This window comes from Salinibacter grassmerensis (assembly GCF_947077765.1).
GTDB classification, from domain to species: Bacteria; Bacteroidota; Rhodothermia; order Rhodothermales; family Salinibacteraceae; genus Salinibacter; species Salinibacter grassmerensis.
Genome location: NZ_CAMTTF010000003.1, coordinates 245,580 through 266,538 on the forward strand (window position 1 = coordinate 245,580; position 20,959 = coordinate 266,538).

Annotated in this window: 18 protein-coding genes; 7 read left to right on the plus strand and 11 right to left on the minus strand. The window is 64.0% G+C overall.

Annotated features, from left to right (window positions below; translation table 11 throughout):
- The first annotated feature begins 28 nt into the window (after positions 1-28).
- Positions 29-445, plus strand: coding sequence for a VOC family protein (locus OJB03_RS08325; RefSeq protein ID WP_263786457.1), 417 nt, complete (start codon positions 29-31; stop codon positions 443-445).
- Between the two features lie 35 nt (positions 446-480).
- Here OJB03_RS08325 and OJB03_RS08330 read toward each other — a convergent pair whose 3' ends face one another.
- From OJB03_RS08330 to OJB03_RS08340, 3 genes are all read right to left on the minus strand, one after another.
- Complete coding sequence (locus OJB03_RS08330; protein WP_263786459.1) at positions 481-1,155, minus strand: TPM domain-containing protein; 675 nt, start codon at positions 1,153-1,155, stop codon at positions 481-483.
- Between the two features lie 106 nt (positions 1,156-1,261).
- Positions 1,262-2,569 carry a zinc ribbon domain-containing protein gene (locus OJB03_RS08335; protein WP_263786460.1) on the minus strand — a complete coding sequence of 436 codons (1,308 nt, stop codon included), beginning with the start codon at positions 2,567-2,569 and terminating at the stop codon, positions 1,262-1,264.
- Positions 2,570-2,619: 50 nt separating this feature from the next.
- Positions 2,620-2,922, minus strand: a complete 303-nt coding sequence (locus OJB03_RS08340; RefSeq protein WP_263786461.1) for an HU family DNA-binding protein — start codon at positions 2,920-2,922, stop codon at positions 2,620-2,622.
- 201 nt (positions 2,923-3,123) lie between these two features.
- On the opposite strand from OJB03_RS08340, the gene OJB03_RS08345 reads away from it, so the two are divergent.
- The gene (locus OJB03_RS08345; protein WP_263786462.1) at positions 3,124-6,315 is read left to right on the plus strand and encodes a M1 family metallopeptidase; all 3,192 of its coding nucleotides are present in this window, start codon (positions 3,124-3,126) and stop codon (positions 6,313-6,315) included.
- Between the two features lie 3 nt (positions 6,316-6,318).
- On the opposite strand, the gene OJB03_RS08350 is transcribed toward OJB03_RS08345, so the two are convergent.
- The 3 genes from OJB03_RS08350 to OJB03_RS08360 form a co-directional block, all read right to left on the minus strand.
- Positions 6,319-6,798 carry a DUF4174 domain-containing protein gene (locus OJB03_RS08350; RefSeq protein ID WP_263786463.1) on the minus strand — a complete coding sequence of 160 codons (480 nt, stop codon included), beginning with the start codon at positions 6,796-6,798 and terminating at the stop codon, positions 6,319-6,321.
- Between the two features lie 94 nt (positions 6,799-6,892).
- Positions 6,893-8,119: an NAD(P)/FAD-dependent oxidoreductase gene (locus tag OJB03_RS08355; protein ID WP_263786464.1), complete on the minus strand. Its 1,227-nt coding sequence runs from the start codon at positions 8,117-8,119 to the stop codon at positions 6,893-6,895.
- A 110-nt stretch (positions 8,120-8,229) separates the two neighbouring features.
- Positions 8,230-9,237, minus strand: coding sequence for an MDR family oxidoreductase (locus OJB03_RS08360; protein ID WP_263786465.1), 1,008 nt, complete (start codon positions 9,235-9,237; stop codon positions 8,230-8,232).
- A 171-nt stretch (positions 9,238-9,408) separates the two neighbouring features.
- Here OJB03_RS08360 and OJB03_RS08365 point away from each other — a divergent pair, with 171 nt between their 5' ends.
- The 5 genes from OJB03_RS08365 to OJB03_RS08385 all read left to right on the plus strand — a co-directional run bounded on the left by OJB03_RS08365 (position 9,409) and on the right by OJB03_RS08385 (position 16,155).
- On the plus strand, positions 9,409-10,116 hold the full coding sequence (locus tag OJB03_RS08365; RefSeq protein WP_263786466.1) for an energy transducer TonB: 708 nt from the start codon (positions 9,409-9,411) through the stop codon (positions 10,114-10,116).
- Positions 10,117-10,219: 103 nt separating this feature from the next.
- The gene (gene hppD / locus OJB03_RS08370; RefSeq protein ID WP_263786467.1) at positions 10,220-11,365 is read left to right on the plus strand and encodes a 4-hydroxyphenylpyruvate dioxygenase; all 1,146 of its coding nucleotides are present in this window, start codon (positions 10,220-10,222) and stop codon (positions 11,363-11,365) included.
- A 285-nt stretch (positions 11,366-11,650) separates the two neighbouring features.
- A complete protein-coding gene (dnaA, locus tag OJB03_RS08375) occupies positions 11,651-13,342 on the plus strand; it encodes a chromosomal replication initiator protein DnaA (protein ID WP_263786468.1) in 1,692 nt (563 codons plus the stop codon).
- A 21-nt stretch (positions 13,343-13,363) separates the two neighbouring features.
- Positions 13,364-14,512, plus strand: coding sequence for a trans-sulfuration enzyme family protein (locus tag OJB03_RS08380; protein WP_263786469.1), 1,149 nt, complete (start codon positions 13,364-13,366; stop codon positions 14,510-14,512).
- 35 nt (positions 14,513-14,547) lie between these two features.
- The gene (locus OJB03_RS08385) at positions 14,548-16,155 is read left to right on the plus strand and encodes an amidohydrolase family protein (protein WP_263786470.1); all 1,608 of its coding nucleotides are present in this window, start codon (positions 14,548-14,550) and stop codon (positions 16,153-16,155) included.
- Positions 16,156-16,313: 158 nt separating this feature from the next.
- Here the strand turns inward: OJB03_RS08385 and rplI are convergent, their stop codons facing one another.
- The 5 genes from rplI to glmS form a co-directional block, all read right to left on the minus strand.
- Positions 16,314-16,763, minus strand: coding sequence for a 50S ribosomal protein L9 (gene rplI / locus OJB03_RS08390; RefSeq protein ID WP_263786471.1), 450 nt, complete (start codon positions 16,761-16,763; stop codon positions 16,314-16,316).
- Between the two features lie 49 nt (positions 16,764-16,812).
- Positions 16,813-17,025, minus strand: a complete 213-nt coding sequence (gene rpsR / locus OJB03_RS08395; protein WP_103021020.1) for a 30S ribosomal protein S18 — start codon at positions 17,023-17,025, stop codon at positions 16,813-16,815.
- A 54-nt stretch (positions 17,026-17,079) separates the two neighbouring features.
- Positions 17,080-17,463: a 30S ribosomal protein S6 gene (gene rpsF / locus OJB03_RS08400; protein ID WP_263786472.1), complete on the minus strand. Its 384-nt coding sequence runs from the start codon at positions 17,461-17,463 to the stop codon at positions 17,080-17,082.
- A gap of 300 nt (positions 17,464-17,763) precedes the next feature.
- Positions 17,764-18,837 (minus strand): peptide chain release factor 1, encoded by a 1,074-nt coding sequence (prfA, locus tag OJB03_RS08405; protein ID WP_263786473.1) that lies wholly within the window; start codon positions 18,835-18,837, stop codon positions 17,764-17,766.
- 286 nt (positions 18,838-19,123) lie between these two features.
- The gene (gene glmS, locus OJB03_RS08410; protein ID WP_263786474.1) at positions 19,124-20,959 is read right to left on the minus strand and encodes a glutamine--fructose-6-phosphate transaminase (isomerizing); all 1,836 of its coding nucleotides are present in this window, start codon (positions 20,957-20,959) and stop codon (positions 19,124-19,126) included.

The window sequence follows — 20,959 nt, forward strand, 5'->3', positions numbered from 1 at the left end:
CGATTGTTCTCGCAACCTCTTCCGCGCCATGCCTGCCGATTCTTCTCCTTCCGAAGCGGATCCCCCAACCGCCGTGGACGTCCAACTCGACCACGCCTCCGTCATGACGACGGACCTCGACGCGGCCGTTTCGTTCTACGTCGACCTCATCGGGCTGTCGCTGCGCACCGTGGAGGACGACCCTGTGCGCGACGGCCGCCGGCGCGCCCTGCTCACCGACGACCGCGGGCGGGACGTCGTTGAGCTAATCGAAATGGAAGAGATGAAACACCCCACGGTGCCGGGACGGGGCGGCATCCATCACCTCGGCTTCTCCCTTCCCTCCCGCGAGTGGCATTCGCTGCGCTCTCGTCTCGACGCGGCCGGCCATCCCTACGAGGAAGTTAAGGGCCGGCTTTTCGCCCGGGATGCCGACGGGCTGGTGCTCGAGATCGAAAAGGGATAGGGCCCCGCCGGGCTCTCAACTCAGTCACGCCCAACTCACTCGTCGTCCGGCTCTCGCCCTGGGGTGCGGACGCTGTCTGTGAGTTCATTCTCGTCGTCGGGGCGGATTTCTACTCCCTTTCGCTCCAGGAGACTGCCACACATCTCAACCGCCTCCACGAGCCCCTCCGTCAGGTTGCTGTTTTGGATCCCGCGCTGGATGCGGGCGACCACGTCTGCCCAATCGTCCGGCTCCACCTGCTGGTTGATGCCGGCGTCCCCGAGCACCTCGATCCGGTGCTCTCGGAGGGAGACGAAAAGCAGAATGCCGGTTCGGTCTCGCGTGTCGAACACCTCCTCCTCGACGAACGCCTGCATGGCCCGGCGGTGCACGGTCTCGTCGAGGCGGTCGCTCCCCACTAGCAATCGCTGCAAGGGATAGACGTATCGCGTGAGGACGCCCCCCACCGTTCCGGCCACGAGAACCGACAACGCCACGCCCCACGGGGCAAAGAGCCACCCGAGGCCCCACCCATCGTAAAACTGAAGCGTGAGCAGCACCCCCGTGAGGACGAGGAGCGTGGCCGCGCCAATCCCCCGCCACACGGCCACTTCGTAGTCGTCACTCCGTGGCACCACCACCGGCACAATCTCGCCGGCCGTCCGCTCCTCCGCGCGACCCACCGCGTCCCGAATGCGGTCCTGATCGAGGCCGTCAATCATCGTGTCCATGGTCCACTGCGAAGCTTAAAAACGGATAAGCGGAAGTCCGGGCACGGGACGCGGCTTTTGCAAGACCTCTATTCCCCCACAGGTTCTGTGACGAATCCACTTATCCCTACGGAGCCCCAGCGCCTCCCGATCCGGACGGCGCCTCAGAGGAAGATTGCTGCCGTTGTTTCTCAATGATCTTGAGGGCCTGCTCGGCCTGTCGCGTGAACGGGGACCCTTCCTCGGCAAATTCCTTTACCTGCTCGAACTCCGTCGTCGCCTGGTCCAGCCGGTTAATCTGCAGGAGCGCGAGCCCCTTCTGGAACCGGGCCGGGACGAACGTCGAGTCGTCGTCGAGCACTGCGTTGATCGCTTGGATGCCCCGCATTGGGCGGTTCGTCAGCAGATAGGCTTCCCCCATCCGGGTCCGGGCGTCCAGGTCCTCGGGACGTTGGTCCACCACCGCCTGGTAGGCCCGGGCTGCGTGCCGGGCCACTTCAAGGACCTGCTGCCGCTGTCCCTCCCCCTGCAGCTGTTGCATCCAGCGGTACAGCAGGTCGGCGGCGCGACGCTGAGCGTCGGCAGCGCCGGTGGCATCCGCAATGTCGTCCTGCACCACGGCCGCCCGTCCCGGCTGTCCCACCCCAATCAGGAGATTGACCAGCTCCGCCTGTGCCTGTCGTTTGTCCGTCCCCGACGCTTGCTCGATCGCAGCCTCTAGCGAGTCGATCTGTCCAGCCATCGCTCCCCCGACCGACGACGTGCCCGCTTCTTCGAGGAGGGTTTGAAGGTCCGTCAGCTCGTCTCCTCCCCCCGTCCCCCCGGACTGCATGGGCGGCGATCCGCCGGCTGCGCCGGAGGCGGACGCCTCATTCCCGGCGGGACTTGACGGCGCCCCTTCGGCCTCGTCCCCACCCCACTCGTATTGCGCACTCCACTGCGTCGCGAAGAAGAGGCCAACCACGAGCACGAGTGCCCCGCCCACGAGCATCGCGATTTGCCGGCCCATCGCGCGTTCCGCATCTTTTGAGGAGACCGGGACCTCCGGGTCGGGGGCTTCCTCGCCCGTCCCGTCGGAGGCGCTCGTAGGGAGATCCGCCGTGACCGGACGCGTTCCCTCAGGGGCGTCCGTCCCAGAAAGATCCTGAAGCTCTTCGCCGCACTGGCTGCAGTACCGCGCACCCGGCGGGTTTTCCCACCCACACTGGTTGCAGAAGACGGATGGGCTGGCGTCCGGCTCGGCATCGGTACTGTCGGAACCGGACGAGGCCTCTTGGGGCCGACCGGGGTCGGGCTCGGCCCCCTCTGCCTCAGACGCATCTGCGTCGGCCTCCGTGCCCGACTCATCGACAGCGGTTCCGCACAGATCGCAGCGATCGGACGAGGCCGGCACGCGTGCACCGCACGACGGACAGGGGCGGGTGGTATCGGACATGATCGCTGAAAGACAGTGGTGAAACCCAACACGATGACACAGCTTCGGGACTACGCCTCGTCGGCCTTGTGCGCCGCGTCTACGGCCTCACTCAGCTTGTCCGACGGACGAAACACCGGCTTGTACCGGTCCTCGATCTCGACTGGCTCGTTGGTCTGGGGGTTGCGCCCGGTCCGGGGGGCTCGGTGCTGAACCTCAAACACCCCAAACTCGCGGAGCTCAATGCGCCTGCCCTCCTTCATCGCCCCGCGCACCGCCGTCATGAAGCCCTCCACGACTGCCCGCGTCTCGATTTTTGTGAGGCCGGTCCCATCGGCAATTTGGTCGATGAGGTCTGCTTTGGTCATGGACATGGGAAAACCGGAAGCGGGTCAATAAAAGACGAACATGTGGAGCTGCCCGAACGCCCCCACCGAATTCATGATTCGGAAAGCCCCGAGAATATCGGCGTCTTCCATTCTCCCGTCGAGAAACATTCGGGGTTCTGGGGCGAACGATAGTGCCGGCACCAAAACCCAGAGTCTTCGCCTTCTTCGGACCGACGTCTTCTCCCGATGCGCGCCCGTCTCTCTGTTCTCCTCCTTTTTCTCTTGTGCAGCCCCGCCTTGGCCCTCGCACAGTCGCCGAGCCACTGGCAACAGCACGTCGACTACGAGATGGACATTCGCCTCAACCCGGAGACCCATCAGGTCGACGGCCGTCAGCGACTGACCTACACCAACAACTCGCCGGACACGCTCCGCACGGTCTACTACCACCTGTACTTCAATGCCTTTCAGCCGCAGTCGATGATGGCGGAGCGCAATCGGCATCTCCCCGACCCCGACGGGCGCACAGTGCCGCGCATCTTCAACCTGACGCCGGACGAGCAGGGGCGGCAGACGGTGGAGTCCCTTACCCAGGACGGCACGCCCGTCTCCTACGAGGTGAACGATACGGTTCTGCGAGTGGATCTCGCCGCCCCGATCCCGCCCGGCACGTCCACCACCTTCGTCATGGACTACCGCTCGCAGGTGCCCCTTCAGACACGCCGGAGCGGACGGGACAGCCGCGGGGACGACATCGACTATACCATGACGCAGTGGTATCCCAAGATGGCGGAGTACGACGAGCGGGGCTGGCACGCCAACTACTACGTTAACCGCGAGTACTATGCGCCGTACGGCGAGTTCGACGTAGAGATCACCCTTCCCGCCGAGTATACGATTGGCGCCACCGGCGTTCTCCAAAACCCCGAAGAGGTCGGGCACGGCTACGACATTGACGGCAACGGCTCGTGGCGCCCATCGGACGGCCTGCCGGAAACGGATACGCTCACCTGGCACTTTCGGGCCGAAGACGTCCACAACTTCGCCTGGTCGGCCGACCCCGATTACATTCACGACAAGGTGACGGCGGACGGCACCACGCACCACATCCTTTACAAGCCCGGGGTTGCTGAGCAGTGGCGCCCGCTGCGAACCAACATGCCCGACATCACGGCGTTCTTCAGCGACGAGTACGGCGACTACCCGTACCCGCAGATGACCGTGGCACAGGGCGGGGACGGCGGCATGGAGTACCCGATGTTTACGGTCGTGAGCAGCTACGACGGGCCCGAGTTTGAGGCGAAGAGCAGTTACCGGTCTATTCTCGGCACCACGGTCCACGAGTTTGCCCACATGTGGTACTACTCGGCCCTGGGCAGCAACGAGGCCGACTACGCCTGGATGGACGAGGGCTTCACGAGCTACGCCACGACCGAGGGGATGGCCCACCTCGCGGGGCGACCTGCGAACCACACTGGGGCCCGCCAGAGCGTCGTCACGATGCAGAAGCTGGGGATCGCCGAGCCGTTCAGCACCCCGGCCGACTGGTTCTCGACCAATGCCGCGTACGGCATCACCTCGTACCCCGGCGGACAGATGCTTGTGGACATGATGGGCTACGTCATTGGGGACGCGCAGCGCGACCAATGGCTGAGGCGCTACTTCCGCGAGCGGGGCGGAATGCACCCTGACCCGTTCGACCTGGAGCTGTTTGCCGAGCAGGAGAGCGGCCTCATGCTCGACTGGTATTTCCAGCAGGTGACCGAATCGACCCGTACGGTCGACGACGCGATCGTGGGCCTCAGCCAGGAGCGGGCGGGCGACAGTGTGGCGGTGGACCTAACCCTAGAGCGGAAGGGCTCTCTTCGCCTGCCGCAGGACGTGAAGCTCACCCTGGCCGACGGCTCGACGCAGTGGCTCAATGTGCCCCTGGCGTCGATGCACGGGCATAAGCCAGTCCCGGACGACTGGATCGTGACGGAGCCCTGGCCCTGGGTCGCTCTGGAAAAAACGGTGTCGGTGACGGTCGACAGTCGCGTTGAGAAGGCGGTAGTCGATCCGAACGGAGAGACGCCGGATGTCAACCGACTCAACAACTCCACGACCCTGCCGCTCCGGACGCACGTCCTCCGTGCCCCACAGCCGAGCTGGTCGCACTACGAGCTCGGCGTGCGGCCGCTGGCCGGATATGCCCATGACTTCGGGTTTGGCGGCGGCGTGCAGGTCCGTGGCCAGTACTTTCGGGGCGAGCGCCGGCTCCGCGGGACAGTGACCCTCTGGCCCGAGGTGCTGTTCTCAGGGGGAGACGAACCGACGCTTCAGAACTCTGATTTGCCTCGCCCAGGTCCATTTCTTCCCTCTGATAACGGTACAGGGACCTGGTTCGACGGCCTCGACTACGAATTTCGCTACGAGCACCCGGTCGACCCGTTCGGGGCTCGCGCCACGGTGGAACTTTCGGCAGCGAAGCACCTCGGTGTATTCGAAAATCGGCTTTCACTTCGGCTTCCCCTTTCATCCCCGCTTGCCGATCAATCTGAGCGGCTTCGCCTCTCCGCGGTGCATCAGTTGAATTTAAGTGATCGCGCCTTCGGGCTTTCACGAACCCCTTATAACGAGGTCCGAGATCCTAGTGGAAATGTACTGGGCACTCGGGACCAGATTTTCAATCCCTGGGGCCAGTCACAGGCTCTTTTCGCTCAGCTCAACTACACTAGAGCGCGGGATGGCAACCGCATCTCGGCCGTCACGGAACTCGGAGGCACCCTTCGCGCCTTCGACAGCGACACATCTCCGGCGGGGTCCTTCGATCAGGCCTCCCGGATCGGCCTCACTGCCCAGAAGACGGCGGAACTCGGTTTATTCACCGGCCGAGCAAACCTTCAGTTCGGTCTCGGCGCCAGCAATCTCCTCCCCCATAAACAATTCGTTCTTGGGGGACAATCTCTCGAAAACCAGTGGCGCAGCGACACGTACCGGCAGGCGAGTGCAGCCTTCGAGCAGCCCGTGTCAGATGCCCACCTCGTCGGCTTCGGGTCGTCGGGACCGGTCGCGTATCTCCGTGCCGCCAACGGGCGTCTCGGCCTCAGTGGCGAAAACATCACGGCCGGTCGGCTCTCGCTCGGTGGCACTCCGTTCCCCACCGTGAACGCCCTCTCGCCCCTGCGCCTCTCTGCCTTCTCGGGCATCGGCACGACGTGGAACGAGGGCGCGTTCCTCTCTGGATTTGCCGCGGACGACCTGAAGGCCGACGCCGGAATCGGCGCCCGCTACAGCATCTCCGAGATTCCCCACCTCGACCGGTGGACCGCCCAGTCCGATTTCCTACAGGGTCTGGACGTGGTGGCCAAGTTCCCACTTTGGGCCAGTGACCCGGGCCTCATTGAGGGCAGCACCGGCGAGTTCGACTTCCGCTGGCTGATTGGCATCGAGTTGTAGGCGCTACTCGCCCCCACCGTCCTGCTCCCGCATCTCGCGCTGGCGCATCGGCATGGCGTCGATGGTGTCGAAGATGGAGCGGGCGGTGACCGGCTCGGGATCTCGGCGCTTCTCGGTGCCGTCCTTGCCGACGAGCACAACCCGGAACGCGTCCTCCGGCACGTCGAACCGGTCGCGCAGTCGCCGGGCCGCGGCCTCCGTCAGCGGCTGCGGATCGGCGGCGGGGGCAGCCCGCTGCGTGCCCTTGCTCGGGCCCATCACGGTCAGTATCAGAAGGTCCCGCTCCCGAAACCCCGGGTCGTGCTCCTCGAACGCGGCCTCCTGCTCGGCCCGCGCCCCACTGGCGTCGGACGGCGCAAACACGAACAGCAGCCGGTGCTCCCACTGATGGTCCTCGAGACGAACATCGATCGTGTCGGCAGGGGTGCCCATGACCGGCAGGGGAAGCACTAGGACGATGCAGGCGAAGAGGACCGTTCGCATTGAGCAACGGTGTCGATGTTGGAGGGCGCTATCCGTCCTCCTGTCTCCAGGGCCAATGCCCGAACGTCGGAACGGAAGCAGAAGGAGTGTCCGATCAAGAATCAGTGGACTGGGGTCGGTTCGGGGCGGCTTCCGCCTGTTCTGTGTCCGGTTTCTCGAAGCGGGAGGCGGCAAACAAGTCGAGGGCCTCGGGCTCCTCATCCGCCCACACCAGATCCGCCATCAGGCGGCCCATTCGGAAGCCGTATCCCATGCCGTGCCCCGTAAACCCGGTGGCAAAGACGCCTTCCGGGTGCTCTGGCACCCGCCCCACCACGGGCCGTCCGTCCGGCGAGAAGCCCATCGTTCCGCTCCAACGCTGCTCAATGCCGAGCGACTGACTCCACGGGAAGTGGGTATGGAGGTACCGTTCGATCGTGGCCTGCACCGCCGGCGTCGTCGCGTCGCGGCTCGTCTCCTCGGCCTCACGATGCGCGTGCCGGCCGCCCCCCACGAGCACGCGCCCATCGTCCCGCTGCCGCACGTAAAACCCGCCGCGGTGGGAGTAGACCGGCACCGGAATCTGCACTGAATCGGCGGGGGCGGTCGCCAGCATCTGCGCCCGCACCGAGCGCACGACGGACGACGCTTCGGGGACGAGCTCCGGAAGCGCGGGGCCGAGGGCGAAGACCACCTTGGGCGCCCGAAAGTGCCGGTCGGGGGTCTCCAACACGGCCCCGGACCCGCGCCAGCGCACGTGTCCGACCGGATGCTGCGTGTGTACGTCGGCGCCGCTCTCTGCAGCCACATGTTGGACGAGGTGGAGCGGGTTTACCGCGGCCCCCGTGGTTACAAAGAGGCTTCCGTGGAACCCCGAGGCCCCGATCCGATCGTTGGTCTCCTCCGCGTCGAGGTGGACGGCGGGCGCACCCGCTGCACGCAGGTGAGGCAGGCTCGCCCGCAGCCGCTCGTCCTCCTCCGCAGTGCCGGCCGCGACGAGAGCACCGTCGGCCCGCCACGAAAACGCAGTCCCACGCAGTTCCGCCGCGAGGAGATCGCGGTTCTCCCGTGTGAACTGCCACAGCCGACGGGCCGTCCGCTTGCCGTAGCGCTCCACGTCCGTGCGGTAGTCGGCGTGCGTGCCCTGCAGGACAAATCCTGCATTCCGCCCGCTCGCCTCGGCGCCCAGCGCCCGCGCTTCGAGCAGGGCGACATCCAGCGATGGGGCGCGGCGGCTCAGCCAGTAAGCCGTCGAGCATCCGACAATGCCCCCGCCCACGACGATCACGTCGTAGGCCGTTTCTCGCTTCTGGTGCGCCTGCTGCCAGATGGAGACCGTCATGCTGTTGGGGGCTACAACCAGAGAGGAAAACCTACGACGCCGCGCCTTCTCGGAAGCTTGGCTCTACCGTACGGGGAAAACGCCCGCTCGATTCAGACGGCCCCACATGCTTATTCGCTTCCTTGCACATCTACGAGAATGCGGCCCTGCACATCGCCCGAAAGAAGGGCTCGGCTGGCCTCTGGAATGTCGCCAAGCGAAATCGTCCGGGCGTGGATGCGGCCAAAGTGCGCGTCGGTGAGCAGGTCCGCGAGCCGGCGCCAGGCCGCTCGACGACGGTCGCCAGGGCAGGTGTTGGAGTCGATGCCGAGCAGGTTCACGCCCCGCAGAATAAACGGGAGGACCGTCGTGCGCAGTTCATGCCCCCCCGCATTCCCAAATGACGCCACGCTGCCGTGCCGCTTCAATTGCGCGATGAGCGTCGCGAGGGTATCCCCCCCCACCGCATCGATCGCTCCCGCCCACCGCCCCGATTCCATCGGCCGGGACGGGCCCTCCTCCAGGGCATGACGATGCACAATTCGATCGGCCCCCAGGGATCGAAGATACTCGTGCGCCGTCTCGCTCCCCGTGGAGGCGACGACTTCATGTCCGAGGGCGTCCAGCAGCGCAACGGCGATGCTCCCGGCTCCGCCCGACGCCCCCGTCACGACGACCTCTCCCGCTCCCGGAGATACGTCATGCTCGCCGAGTGCCATCACCGAAAGCATCGCGGTAAAGCCAGCCGTCCCAATAATCATGGCCTGGGCCGGGGACAGCCCATCGGGAAGCGGGACGAGCTTGCGACCGGCCACTCGGGCTTCTTGGCTGTAGCCGCCCCAGTCGACCTCGCCCAACTGCCAGCCAGTCCCGATGACGCGATCTCCTTCCTCGAATGCCTCGTGGGCAGTGTCGAGGACGCGTCCGACCAAGTCGATGCCCGGCACGATGGGGTAGTCTCCGCGAATGACCTGCCCACTGCCCGTCACGGCCAGTCCGTCTTTGTAGTTGAGGCTCGAGTACAAGATCTCTAGGCGCACTTCCTCCGATTCGGCCCTCGGGAGGTCATTGGTATGGAGCCGCCGGACCTGGGCCTGAATCTTCCCCTCTGCATCGTCAAGTACAAGCGCCGAAAACATAAGAACTCAAGACTGACTCGGATGAGCAATGGTTGCGCCCCATGCCACACTAAGCAGTCCAGTTTGATTCAACCATCCAGAATCGTTCTCGCAGAAAGCAATTGGCCGCGGACGGAATCACTTTACGCATTATTCGTGTAAAGGAACAGTGTACGACACAACTCAGCCACCATGATCGTCATGGACACAATCTCGGACGTTGCCCTCGACGCCTATCCCATCCGTTGTCTGGTCGGGCTGGTAGCCAGTCTCTCCCTCGTGATTGCACTGGTTCACCTCCCCCTCCAGCGCTCGTCGTCACAGGTGGGATGGACGACCAATTCGTCCGCCGATCGAATTCTGCTCAGTGACGTGGTGCCGGAGGAGCCCACCGACGCGGGCACAGAAGACGTCTCTGATCGGGCACCCCCGCCAACCAACGCCACTCCATCGTCCGACGCTGCCTCGGAGGCCGCGTCCACCTCGGAGACGGTGGAAGACGACTCGGGATCCAGGCCGTCGGATTCGAATGCCGACCGGACCAAAGAGATAAAGTACGCGAGCACGCTCGATGTCACGGACCACACACCCCGGATCGTGGGGGGCAAGGGCAGTTTGTACCTCAACATCAGTTATCCGAAAGAAGCACGCGCACAGGGCATTGAGGGCCGCTTGGAGCTTGAGTTTCTCGTCGAGCCCGACGGAAGCGTGACGAACATTGACGTAGCGGAGTCCCTCCATCCCCTGTGTGACTCTGCCGCCGTGGATGGCGTCCGATCCGTCGATTTTATTCCGGCGAGGGTGGACGGGACCCCTGTTCCAATCCGACTGCGTCTCCCCGTTCGGTTCAAGATGTCTACCCCCGCGACCGCGGCCCAGGCTTCCCCAGGTTCGCCGTGACTCGCAGGACGCACCCGAAACGTTTGTCCAGCGAAAAAGTACCGCCGATCCCAGCTGGTGAAAGCGCTTCCAAAATCATCCACTCACAATTCTTTTGCTTACCATGGCCAACCCGACCGCTGCCCCAAACGCCGATGTTGAAACCCCCGAAGATTTTCTTCCGCTCAACGGCACCGATTACGTCGAGTTTTACGTTGGCAATGCCAAGCAGGCCGCCCACTTTTACGCCCACCTGTTCGGGTTTCAGATTCAGGGCTACCTAGGCCCGGAGACCGGGCACGAAGACAAGGTGAGCTACCTTCTAACGCAGAACGACATCCGGTTCGTGCTGACGTCTGCCCTTGGGCCGGACTCCCCAATTGGCGAGCACGTCCGCGAGCACGGGGACGGGGTGAAGGACATCGCACTCGAGGTTGATGATGCGACTGCCTCATTCGAGGAGACGACGAAGCGCGGGGCCCCGCCCGTTCAGGAACCTATGGTGCACGAGGACGAGCACGGCCGCGTGGTGACCGCCACGATCGCCACCTACGGCGATACCGTGCATACCTTCGTCGAGCGGGCGGACTACGACGGCCCCTTCCTCCCCGGCTTCGAGCGGTGGGAGAATGAATTCTGGACCCCACCTTCCCCGTCGGGACTGCAGTACGTGGACCACTGTGTGGGCAACGTCCACGAGGGGGACATGGATACGTACGTGGAGTACTACGCCCAAACAATGGGCTTCTTCAACATGCTCCACTTCACCGACCAGGACATCTCGACCGAGTACTCGGCCCTCATGTCGAAGGTGATGGCCAACGGGGACGAGAAGATTAAATTCCCGATCAACGAACCCGCCGAGGGCAAAAAGAAGAGCCAGATTGAGGAGTACCTCGAATTCTACCGGGGAGCTGGCGTGCAGCACGTCGCGCTCGCGTCCGATGACATCATTACGACCGTGCATGAGCTTCGTCGCCGCGGCGTCGAGTTTCTGCACGTTCCGGACACCTACTACGACCGGGAGGTCCTCACCGAGCGCGTGGGCTCCATCGACGAATCCATCGACGACCTTGAGGAGCTCGGCATCCTCGTAGACCGCGACCCGGATGGCTACCTCCTTCAGATCTTTACCAAGCCGGTCCAGGACCGCCCCACGGTCTTCTTCGAAATCATCCAGCGGGAGGGCGCCCGCTCATTCGGGGCTGGCAACTTCAAGGCTCTGTTCAAGGCAATGGAGCGGGAACAGGAGCGTCGAGGCAATTTGTAGGTGCATCTCACTCTTCGATGTAGGGGGCTCCAGGCACCTCCTGCCGCATCAGGTTTTCGCACGAGTCGACCCTGAGTCTCGTCCGCCGGATCTCCTTCATTGGGGACGATTCGGACCGAAAATTACAGGGGGGAACCGTTAGCGCCGCAAAGCCGCGCCTCTTTAAATTTTCCCGGCATCGGCTTGCGTTCTGAACGACTGTGGTCTACGTTGTGCAGGCGTCGATCCAAGCCTCCGCCGGCGCCGCTTCTCTGTCGCCGCTAACGCACGGTCCTCTCCTCATCTATGGTTCCGTCCGCCTCCGACGCTTGGCGCACTGCGCTTCGCGACCTTCGCGAGACGCTCCCGGAGCGAACGGTTCAGAACTGGCTGGATCCCATCCGTCCCCTCAATCTGTCTACGGATGAGGGGTCCCCCACGCTGACCCTACAGGTCCCCACGCCCTTCGGCATTCAGTACCTTCGCAGCCGGTTTCAGCGGTCCATCCGACAGGCCGTGGGCGAGGCGGTCGGGGAGCCCACGGACGTGACCTATCAGGTGGCCCCGGAAGAGGAGCGCCCCGACGAAATCTCCGCGGACCCCGACGCATCGGAGCCCTCCCCCAACGATTCGGATGCGTCTTCGTCCTCGCCGCCCCAGGACCGACCGTCGTCCGCCCCATCCAACGACCAGAACGGGCGTTCCTCCACACCTCCTCGTCCGTCGGGGTCGGTTTCGACCTCTACCCCGGCCGGGCAAGAAGCGGTCAACCCGTCTTCTCCGGATGCTCCGCCCTCAGGAGGGGCTTCGTCCCCCAGCCGGCAGCCCTCCTCCCCGTCGCCCAACACCACAGATGCACCAGGTAACACCCGCACAGAGGACTCCTCGCCTCCTTCCCCGCCTCAGACCGAGGCAGGGTCCCCGGACGAGCGATCAGCCCTTTACGAGCAGGCCAAGCAACACCTCCGTCCAGAGTACACGTTCGACGAGTTCGTAGAGGGCGACGGCAATCGTCTGGCCCGGAGTGCCGCTTTCGCCGTGGCGCAGGAGCCCGGCAGCACCAATTACAACCCGCTCCTGGTGTATGGCGGCGTGGGCCTCGGAAAAACACACCTAGCGCAGGCCGTGGCCAATTACGCCCTGGAGCACAACACCGCCGAACGGGTGTTGTACGTCTCCAGCGACCGCTTCACGAGCCAGTTCGTGCAGTCGGTCCGCGAGAACCGGATCGCGGCGTTCTCGAGCTACTACCGACAGGCTGATCTGCTCATCGTCGACGACGTCCAGTTCTTTGGGGAGAAGGAAAAGACCCAGGAGGAGTTCTTCCACATCTTCAACGACCTCCACCAAAACGGAAAGCAGATCTTTCTCTGTGCCGACCGTCCCCCGGCAGAGATTCCCGGCATCGAGGAGCGGCTTCTCTCTCGCTTCCAGTGGGGCCTGAGCGCCGACATTCAGCGCCCGGACCTTGAGACCCGGATCGCGATCCTCCAGCGCAAGGCCGCCCGTCAGGACATCGCCGTATCGCCCGACGTGCTGGAGCTGATCGCCCAGCGCATCGACTCCAACGTGCGCCAACTCGAAGGAGCTTTGACCCGCCTCACGGCCCTCGTCCAGCTCGACGGCCGAAAGCTCGACCTCGATACGGCCCGCCACTTCCTGCGCGAGCACACCGACGAAGGGGCCGACGCCCTCAATGCGGACGACATCATCGAGCAGGTTGCCGAGTACTTTCGTCTTGAGAAGGGTGATCTGCTCTCTCGGTCCCGCAAGCAAACCGTGGCACAGGCGCGCCAGATCGCCATGTACCTCTGCCGCGAGCTGACCGACGAGTCGTACGACCACATTGGCTCTCGATTCGGCGGGCGCGACCACTCTACCGTGATCCACGCCTACCGAAAGATCGAGGAGAACCTGGAGTCCGACACTGAGTTGCAGGACGATATTTCGTCTCTGCAGTCCAATCTTCAGGATCGGTCGCTGTCTTCGAGTCTTTAGCGGCGAGGCCCGTTCCGGCCCATGTCTACCCTTGATACTCAGTCCATTCACGCCGGCGAGCCGGATCCGCGGATTGAGGGGGCCGTGTCGATGCCGGTTTTCCAGACGGCCACCTATACCCACGACGACCCGGACGACGAGCCCCGCTACGTCCGGTATAACAATTCGCCGAACCACGAGGCCCTCCACGACAAGCTTGCGGCCCTCACCCAGACGGAGAGTGCCCTCGTCACGGCGAGTGGAATGGCCGCCATTTCGTCCGCCCTCCTGAGTGTGCTTGAGACGGGCGATCACCTCGTCGCTCCACGCAGCCTGTACGGCGGGACTCTTGCCCTGCTCGACGACCTGCTTCCGCAGTTCGGGATCGCCCACACCCTCGTCGCCGAGGACACCCCCGAGGCGTGGGCGGCGGCCCTGCAGCCAAACACCAAGGTACTCTACGCGGAATCAATCACCAACCCGCGCCTTGAGGTTCTGGACCTCACAGGAATGGTCGACTTCGCCGAGGAGCACGCCCTCACGACCGTCATCGACAACACGTTCGCCTCCCCCGTCAACCTTCGTCCTGCCTCTTTGGGGTTCGACGTAGTCCTTCACTCTGCCACCAAGTACCTCGGGGGCCACTCGGATTTGGCTGCGGGCGTGGTGGCCGGGGCGTCGGAGCACCTGGGAGACGTGCACCAGACGACAAAGCTGCTCGGGGGCATGTTGGATCCACGCGCCTGTGGCCTTCTGCACCGGAGCCTCAAAACCATCGGGGTACGGGTGCGCAAGCAAAACGCGACGGCCCGGGCGCTCGCCTCGGCACTGGCAGATCACGACGGCGTCGAACGGGTGCACCATCCCAGTCTTCCGTCGCACGCCCACCACGATCGCGCCCGAACACTGCTTGATGGGTTTGGGGGCATGGTGGGCCTCGAACTAGCCCCACAGACTGATGTCGACCCGTTCTTCGACGCACTCTCCCTCCCCCTTCGTGCGCCGAGCCTTGGCGGCGTTGAGACGCTCGTGTCACAGCCCGTGCACACGTCCCACAAGAACGTGGATCCGGCGGTGCGCCAGGCCATGGGCATCACCGATCGGTTTGTGCGCGTGTCCGTGGGGCTTGAGGGACCCGACGACCTCACGGAGGACTTTACCGCGGCGCTCGACGCCGGTCTAGACGGGTAAGACGTCATTTCTTTTCTTCTCTCCCTCCTCCCCGTATGTCTCGGCCCGTCGTACTCGTGCTTTCGCTGCTGTTCACGCTCGGGCTCGGGGGCACCGCCCTCGTCCAGTCCGACAGTACCCCGGAGGCGGCGCCGGATCGCGAGCGGGGAGCCGGGCCCTACGATCGGCTCGTGATCCGGGGCGCCACGCTCATCGACGGCACGGGGGCCCCGCCGCGTGGCCCGGTCGATATCGTCGTGCAGGGGGACAGTATTGCCCAGATTGTGGCTGTGGGCGCCCCCGACGGCCCCATCAACGAAGAGGCACGCCCCGAGGCGGGCAACCGCGAACTGGATGCTTCCGGGATGCACGTCCTGCCCGGATTCGTGGACCTGCATGCCCACCTCGGCGGCACGGCACAGAGCACGCCTGCCGAGTACGTTCTCAAGCTATGGATGGCCCACGGCGTGACGACGGCCCGCGAGGTGGCCGCCGGCAACGGGCTCGGCTGGACCCTTCGTCACCGAAAGCGGAGCGCGGCCAACGAAATTACGGCCCCTCGATTGGTCGTTCACCCTGCGCTCGGGACCGACCGGGAAGCGCCGATCACGACGCCCCAACAGGCCCGCGCCTGGGTCCAGCGCATGGCGGAGGCCGGTGCCGACGGCCTGAAGTTCTTCGAAGCGCCGCCCGACGTGCTGAAGGCGGCCCTCCAGGAGGCCGACGCACAGGGGCTCCGCACGGCCATGCACCATGCCCAGCCGGGCACCCCGCAGTACGACGTACTGGACACCGCGACCTGGGGCCTAACCACCGGCGAGCACTTTTACGGCTACCCGGAGGCCCTCTACACCGACCGCTCCATCCAGGACTATCCCCCCGAGTACAACTACCAGGACGAGGAGGACCGCTTCGCCTACGCAGGGCGGATGTGGCAGCAGGCCGCGGCCCCGGGCAGCCGGCGATGGACCCAGGTGCTCGATTCCCTGCGTGCCCTCGACTTTACGATGGTCCCGACCTTCGGGATTTACGAGGCCAACCGCGACCTCATGCGCGGCCGCCGTGCCGAGTGGCACGACACCTACACACTTCCGTCGCTGTGGGACTTCTTCCATCCCAGTTTTGAAAACCACGGCTCCTACCACTACTTCTGGTCCACCGCCGACGAGGCGGCCTGGGACACCCACTTCGACCGCTGGATGCAGTTCGTACAGGCGCACAAGAATCGCGGCGGACGGGTCGGCGTCGGAAGCGACTCCGGCTACATCTTCAAGCTCTACGGCTTCGGGTACGTGCGGGAGCTGGAGCTGCTGCAGGAGGCCGGATTCGAGCCACTGGAGGTCATTCGCTCCGCGACGCTCGAGGGCGCACAGGCGCTCGGCCAGGCCGACGAGATTGGGTCGGTAGAGGTCGGCAAGCAGGCCGACCTGGTGCTCGTCGACGAAAATCCACTGGCGAACCTGAAGGTGCTCTACGGCACCGGCGCCCTCCGTTTCAACAAAGAAACCCGCAGCCTGGAGCGGGCCGGCGGGGTCGACTACACAATCAAAGACGGGATCGTTTTCGAGGCCGAGCGGCTGCTCCAAGACGTGGAGCAAATGGTGCGCACGGCGAAGGAGGCGGCCGGCATGGCCCCGGATGCCAACCTAGAGCTTACTCAATAGCAGATTTGGAGGGACAGCAGGCAGTCTCGGCAAGGGGCTGTCCGACCATGCCACGTGGCATGGATGGACTGGTCTCGACGCGTCTGCGGGGGAAGCGAGAGAAGCCCTCACGCCGATGAGGGCCCCTCTCCCACCGCAGCGTTCTGTTGTCAACTCGGTCAGCCAGACTCCGGAATGACCTGAATGTCCAGGGTCGCTTCGATTCCGTAGCCCAGGTCAATGGACGCCGTGTAGGCCCCCACGAACCGGATTTCCTCGTCGAGATCGATGTCTCGCCGGTCGATGTCAAAGCCGCGGTTGGAGAGCTCCACCGCGATCTGCTGGGTCGTGACGGTGCCAAAGATGCGGTTGTCCTCTCCCACCTTTGCCGTAAAGACCACCTGCATGTCTTCGAGCTCACTCTTGAGCTCTTCGACTTGCTCTTGCTTGGCGGCCTCCTTGCGGGCCTGCTGCTTCTGCTCGTCGCGGAGCTGGCGAATGGCCCCATCGGTGGCCACCCGCGCGAGCCCCTGGGGGATCAAGTAGTTGCGGCCATATCCGTCGGCCACCTCGTGGACTTCGCCTTGTTCACCAAGGTGATCCACGTCGTTGAGGAGAATAATCTGCATGATGCAATCGAATCAGTCGGAAATGGTGGAGACAGTTCGTCCGGGTTCGTTACCGAACCGACTCGGACACATACGGCATGAGGGAAAGGTGTCGGGCACGCTTAACCGCCTTTGTAATCTGGCGCTGCACGCGGGCGGGCACCCCCGTCACGCGGCGCGGCAAAATCTTGCCCTGGTTGTTGATGAACTGCTCCAGGAACTCGGTGTCCTTGTAGTCCACATATTCGAGGTGTTCGTAGTCGACGTCGTTTTGATCAGCCATGGGTCATCGAAAGCTTGAATTCGAGAAACTCGGGAAGGCAAAGAGTTGGAGACGTCACTCCTCGTCGGACTCCTCCGCCGCTTCTTCTTCGGCGGCTTCCTGCGCGCGGCGCTTCTTGCGCTGTTCGTAGTGGCGCTTCATCTTCGCGTCCATGCGCAGGGTGAGGTAGCGCAGCACGTCGTCATTGATGTCCAGTTCCCGCTCAAGGCGCGGAACGAGTTCGCCCGGAGCCTGGAAATACATGTTCACGTAGTAGCCGCTGCGCTTGCGGTCGATCTCGTAGGCGAGGCGCTGGTTGCCCCACTCGTCGACCTCAAGCACGTCGCCGTCGTTGCTCTCGATGAGGTGGTTCACCTTGCGGACGATGTCGTCCACCTGGTTTTGCTTAACGACCCCACTGATGACGTACGTAAGTTCGTACTGATACTTTTGTGCCATGTCGTGTACTTGGGTCCCTATGGGATGAAATTGAATCATGCCCCTCGTAGAACGCCGACGGCTGTCGGTGTGCAGAGGAGCAGGGAAAATCACAGTTGGTATATACGACCGTCTCTCGAGGAGGTCGCACAGACGCCTTGAAAACAGGGTGAGAATTCTGCGGTGCGGAGGGGCCGATCACCGAGTGATCCCCCCGGCCCTCTTTTTGCGTCAGGTTTGAGTGTGCAGGTTGCGGGCCCCGCAGTGCCCATCTTGCTGCGGGACGACCGACAAAACGTGCGGTCCACACGCCCCGCCTGCTTACAGATTCGCCAACTTCTCCGCGTGCTCCTCGGCACGCAGGGCGCCGATAATCGGGTCGATTTCTCCGTCCATTATGGGCTGGAGGGAGTGGTTTTTCTGTCCCCCCTCCAATCGATGGTCGGTCACACGGTCCTGAGGGAAATTGTAGGTCCGAATCTTCGCCGACCGGTCTCCGCTCCCGACCATGGACCGACGCGCCTCCTCTCGTTCGGCCCGCTGTTCCTCCCGCTTCTTCTCGTAGACCCGGGACCGCAGGACGCGCATCGCTTTCGACCGGTTTTTGTGCTGGCTCTTCTCGTCCTGGCAGGACACCTCCACGCCCGACGGCGCGTGTTTGATGCGCACAGCCGAGTCGGTCGTGTTTACGGACTGCCCGCCGGGGCCGGTCGCCTTGAACGTCTCGATGGTGAGATCGCTCGGGTTGATGTCCACGTCTACCTCTTCGGCCTCCGGCAGGACCGCCACCGTGGCCGCAGACGTGTGGATGCGGCCGCTCGACTCGGTCTCGGGCACACGCTGCACCCGGTGCACACCCGCCTCGTACTTGAGCGTCCCGTACACGTCCTCCCCCTTCACGGCAAAGATGACCTCTCGAAACCCCCCCTGTGTGCCCGGGGACGCATCGATGAGTTCATAGGCCCATCCCTGCTGCTTTGCGTACTGCGTGTACAGACGAAACAGGTCGCCGGCGAAGAGAGATGCCTCGTCCCCGCCGGCCCCAGCCCGGATTTCCACGATGGCATTCTTCTCCTCCTCCGGGTCTTTCGGGATGAGCTTCTGCTTCAGGTCCTCCTCCACCGCCGGAAGCTTCGTTTCGAGCTGCTCGAGCTCTTCCCTTGCCAGGGCCTCCATCTCTCCACTCTCGTCCCGAATCATCCCTTCGAGCTCTTCCCGCTCGTCCAGAAGCCGCTCATAGCGGTCGATGGCCTCCACGACCTCCTCGAGTCGACTGTGCTCCTGCCCTAGCTCTCGCATCCGATCCGGATCGTTCGCCACCTCCGGATCTGCCATGAGGCTCTCGACCTCTTCAAAACGATGCTTGACCTTGTCGAGCTTTTCGCGTTCGATCATGGAGGGGGAAGATTGGACCAGGTTACCGCGGCATGCTCTACGGGAGCAAGAGCGGCGAGTTCGTCCAGCACAGCGCGCCCACTGTCGCGCGAACCTCACTGACTAGAGCAGTGGAGCCCAAATCCCTACCCTAGACCACAGTGAAGCTCATTCTATCTCTTCCCGTGAGGCGAGCATAGGTTTACATTAGGGGCTGGGATCCCTCCCCGGTGCCCTGGTGCGAACTTCTGCTGTGCAGTCGCAGGGGTTACTGCCGGGAACAGTTGGCGCGCCCGCTGGATGCTGATCACTCCACTGTCACGCTCTTCGCAAGGTTGCGGGGCTGATCAACGTGGCATCCCCGCAGCACCGCGATGTGGTACGACAAGAGCTGAAGGGGAATTACGGTGAGGAGTGGCGAGAGAAACTCCTTGGTCTGCGGAATCTCCACGACCGCCTCGCAGAGGCTCTCAAGTTCTGCGTCCTTGTCGTCGGTGATGGCGATAACCGATCCCTCGCGGGCGGCCACCTCTTCGATGTTGGAGAGCACCTTGTCGTAGGTGCTGTCCTTCATCGCCATAAAGACCACCGGCATGGAGCGGTCGATGAGGGCAATGGGCCCGTGCTTCATTTCGGCCGCCGGGTAGCCCTCCGCGTGGATGTAGGAGATCTCTTTGAGCTTGAGGGCCCCCTCCAACGCCACTGGGAAGTTGTAGCCGCGGCCCAGGTACAGGAAGTTGGACGCGTACCGGTAGGTATGGGCCATGGACTCAAGTGCCCCATTGCTGGCGTCCAGGACGCGGCGCACCTTGTCGGGCACCCCCGCCAGGGCGCGGATATTGTCGGCCAGCTCCGCCTTCGACAGTGTGCGCCCCTCCGCCAGCTTCAAGGCAATCATCGAGAGCACAGTCACCTGCGCGGTGAAGGCCTTTGTGGACGCGACGCCAATCTCGGGCCCGGCGTGTAGGTACACCCCCGCGTCCGTCTCTCGCGCAATGGTCGATCCCACGACATTGCAAATGCCGAAGCACGGGATGTTCTTGCTGTGCGCCTCCCGCACCGCCGCGAGGGTATCGGCCGTCTCCCCGCTCTGTGAAATAACAAGCACCACGTCGCCCTCTCGCAGCACAGGATCCCGGTACCGGAACTCACTCGCATACTCAACCTCCACCGGGACGCGGGACGCCGACTCGATGAGGTACTCGCCCACCAGGCCCGCATGCCAGGAGGTCCCGCACGCCGCAATGACGATGCGATCGGCCTCCCGAAGCTGATCCCAGTGCCCGTGGAGCCCCCCCAGATGAATCTGATTATCTTCGGGCCGCACTCGGCCCCGCATGGCGTCCTCCAGGGCGTCGGGCTGCTCCATGATTTCCTTCAGCATGAAGTGGTCATACCCTCCCTTCTCAATCTCCCCAAGCGACCATTCGAGCTCGTGCACCTCTTTTTTCAGGGGCTCGTTTTCGATGGTCGTCACCTCGTAGCCGGAATGCCGAAGCGTGGCCATCTCCCCGTCCTCCAGGTACACCACCTGTCGAGTGTGCTCCACGAGCGGGGCAGCGTCAGACCCCACAAAGTACTCGTCGTCCCCAACCCCCAGGATGAGGGGACTTCCGTTGCGGGCAGCGATGAGAAAGTCCGGATCTTCCCGCGACACGACCGCGATGCCGTACGCGCCCACCACCTGGGTGAGCGCCTGCCGCACCGCCTCCGGAAGCGATAGGTCTGTGGCCCGCTTCACCTCCTCAATTAGCTTCACGAGCACCTCCGTGTCCGTCTCGCTCTGAAAGGCATAGCCTTTTTCCTCAAGTTGCTCTTTGATGGCCCCATGGTTTTCGATAATCCCGTTGTGCACCAGAGCGAAGGCGCCGTCGGAGCTGACGTGAGGGTGTGCATTGACGTCGTTCGGGGCCCCGTGGGTGGCCCAGCGGGTGTGCCCAATGCCGGTCGTTCCGGACACGGCCCCGTTCAGACTGCTCCGGAGATCATCGACCTTCCCTTGTTGTTTCTGAACATGCAGGCCCGCGTCGTCGACCGTTGCAAGGCCGGCTGAGTCGTATCCGCGATATTCGAGGCGCTTGAGGCCGGTAAGCAGAAGGTCTTCGGCCTCTTGGCTCCCAATGTATCCGACAATTCCGCACAT

Bases quoted from the DNA above. Each gene is read 5' to 3' on its own strand.
- OJB03_RS08325 (WP_263786457.1), top strand. From the start codon at position 29: ATGCCTGCCGATTCTTCTCCTTCCGAAGCGGATCCCCCAACCGCCGTG.
- OJB03_RS08330 (WP_263786459.1), bottom strand. From the start codon at position 1,155: ATGGACACGATGATTGACGGCCTCGATCAGGACCGCATTCGGGACGCG.
- OJB03_RS08335 (WP_263786460.1), bottom strand. From the start codon at position 2,569: ATGTCCGATACCACCCGCCCCTGTCCGTCGTGCGGTGCACGCGTGCCG.
- OJB03_RS08340 (WP_263786461.1), bottom strand. From the start codon at position 2,922: ATGTCCATGACCAAAGCAGACCTCATCGACCAAATTGCCGATGGGACC.
- OJB03_RS08345 (WP_263786462.1), top strand. From the start codon at position 3,124: ATGCGCGCCCGTCTCTCTGTTCTCCTCCTTTTTCTCTTGTGCAGCCCC.
- OJB03_RS08350 (WP_263786463.1), bottom strand. From the start codon at position 6,798: ATGCGAACGGTCCTCTTCGCCTGCATCGTCCTAGTGCTTCCCCTGCCG.
- OJB03_RS08355 (WP_263786464.1), bottom strand. From the start codon at position 8,119: ATGACGGTCTCCATCTGGCAGCAGGCGCACCAGAAGCGAGAAACGGCC.
- OJB03_RS08360 (WP_263786465.1), bottom strand. From the start codon at position 9,237: ATGTTTTCGGCGCTTGTACTTGACGATGCAGAGGGGAAGATTCAGGCC.
- OJB03_RS08365 (WP_263786466.1), top strand. From the start codon at position 9,409: ATGATCGTCATGGACACAATCTCGGACGTTGCCCTCGACGCCTATCCC.
- hppD (WP_263786467.1), top strand. From the start codon at position 10,220: ATGGCCAACCCGACCGCTGCCCCAAACGCCGATGTTGAAACCCCCGAA.
- dnaA (WP_263786468.1), top strand. From the start codon at position 11,651: ATGGTTCCGTCCGCCTCCGACGCTTGGCGCACTGCGCTTCGCGACCTT.
- OJB03_RS08380 (WP_263786469.1), top strand. From the start codon at position 13,364: ATGTCTACCCTTGATACTCAGTCCATTCACGCCGGCGAGCCGGATCCG.
- OJB03_RS08385 (WP_263786470.1), top strand. From the start codon at position 14,548: ATGTCTCGGCCCGTCGTACTCGTGCTTTCGCTGCTGTTCACGCTCGGG.
- rplI (WP_263786471.1), bottom strand. From the start codon at position 16,763: ATGCAGATTATTCTCCTCAACGACGTGGATCACCTTGGTGAACAAGGC.
- rpsR (WP_103021020.1), bottom strand. From the start codon at position 17,025: ATGGCTGATCAAAACGACGTCGACTACGAACACCTCGAATATGTGGAC.
- rpsF (WP_263786472.1), bottom strand. From the start codon at position 17,463: ATGGCACAAAAGTATCAGTACGAACTTACGTACGTCATCAGTGGGGTC.
- prfA (WP_263786473.1), bottom strand. From the start codon at position 18,837: ATGATCGAACGCGAAAAGCTCGACAAGGTCAAGCATCGTTTTGAAGAG.
- glmS (WP_263786474.1), bottom strand. From the start codon at position 20,959: ATGTGCGGAATTGTCGGATACATTGGGAGCCAAGAGGCCGAAGACCTT.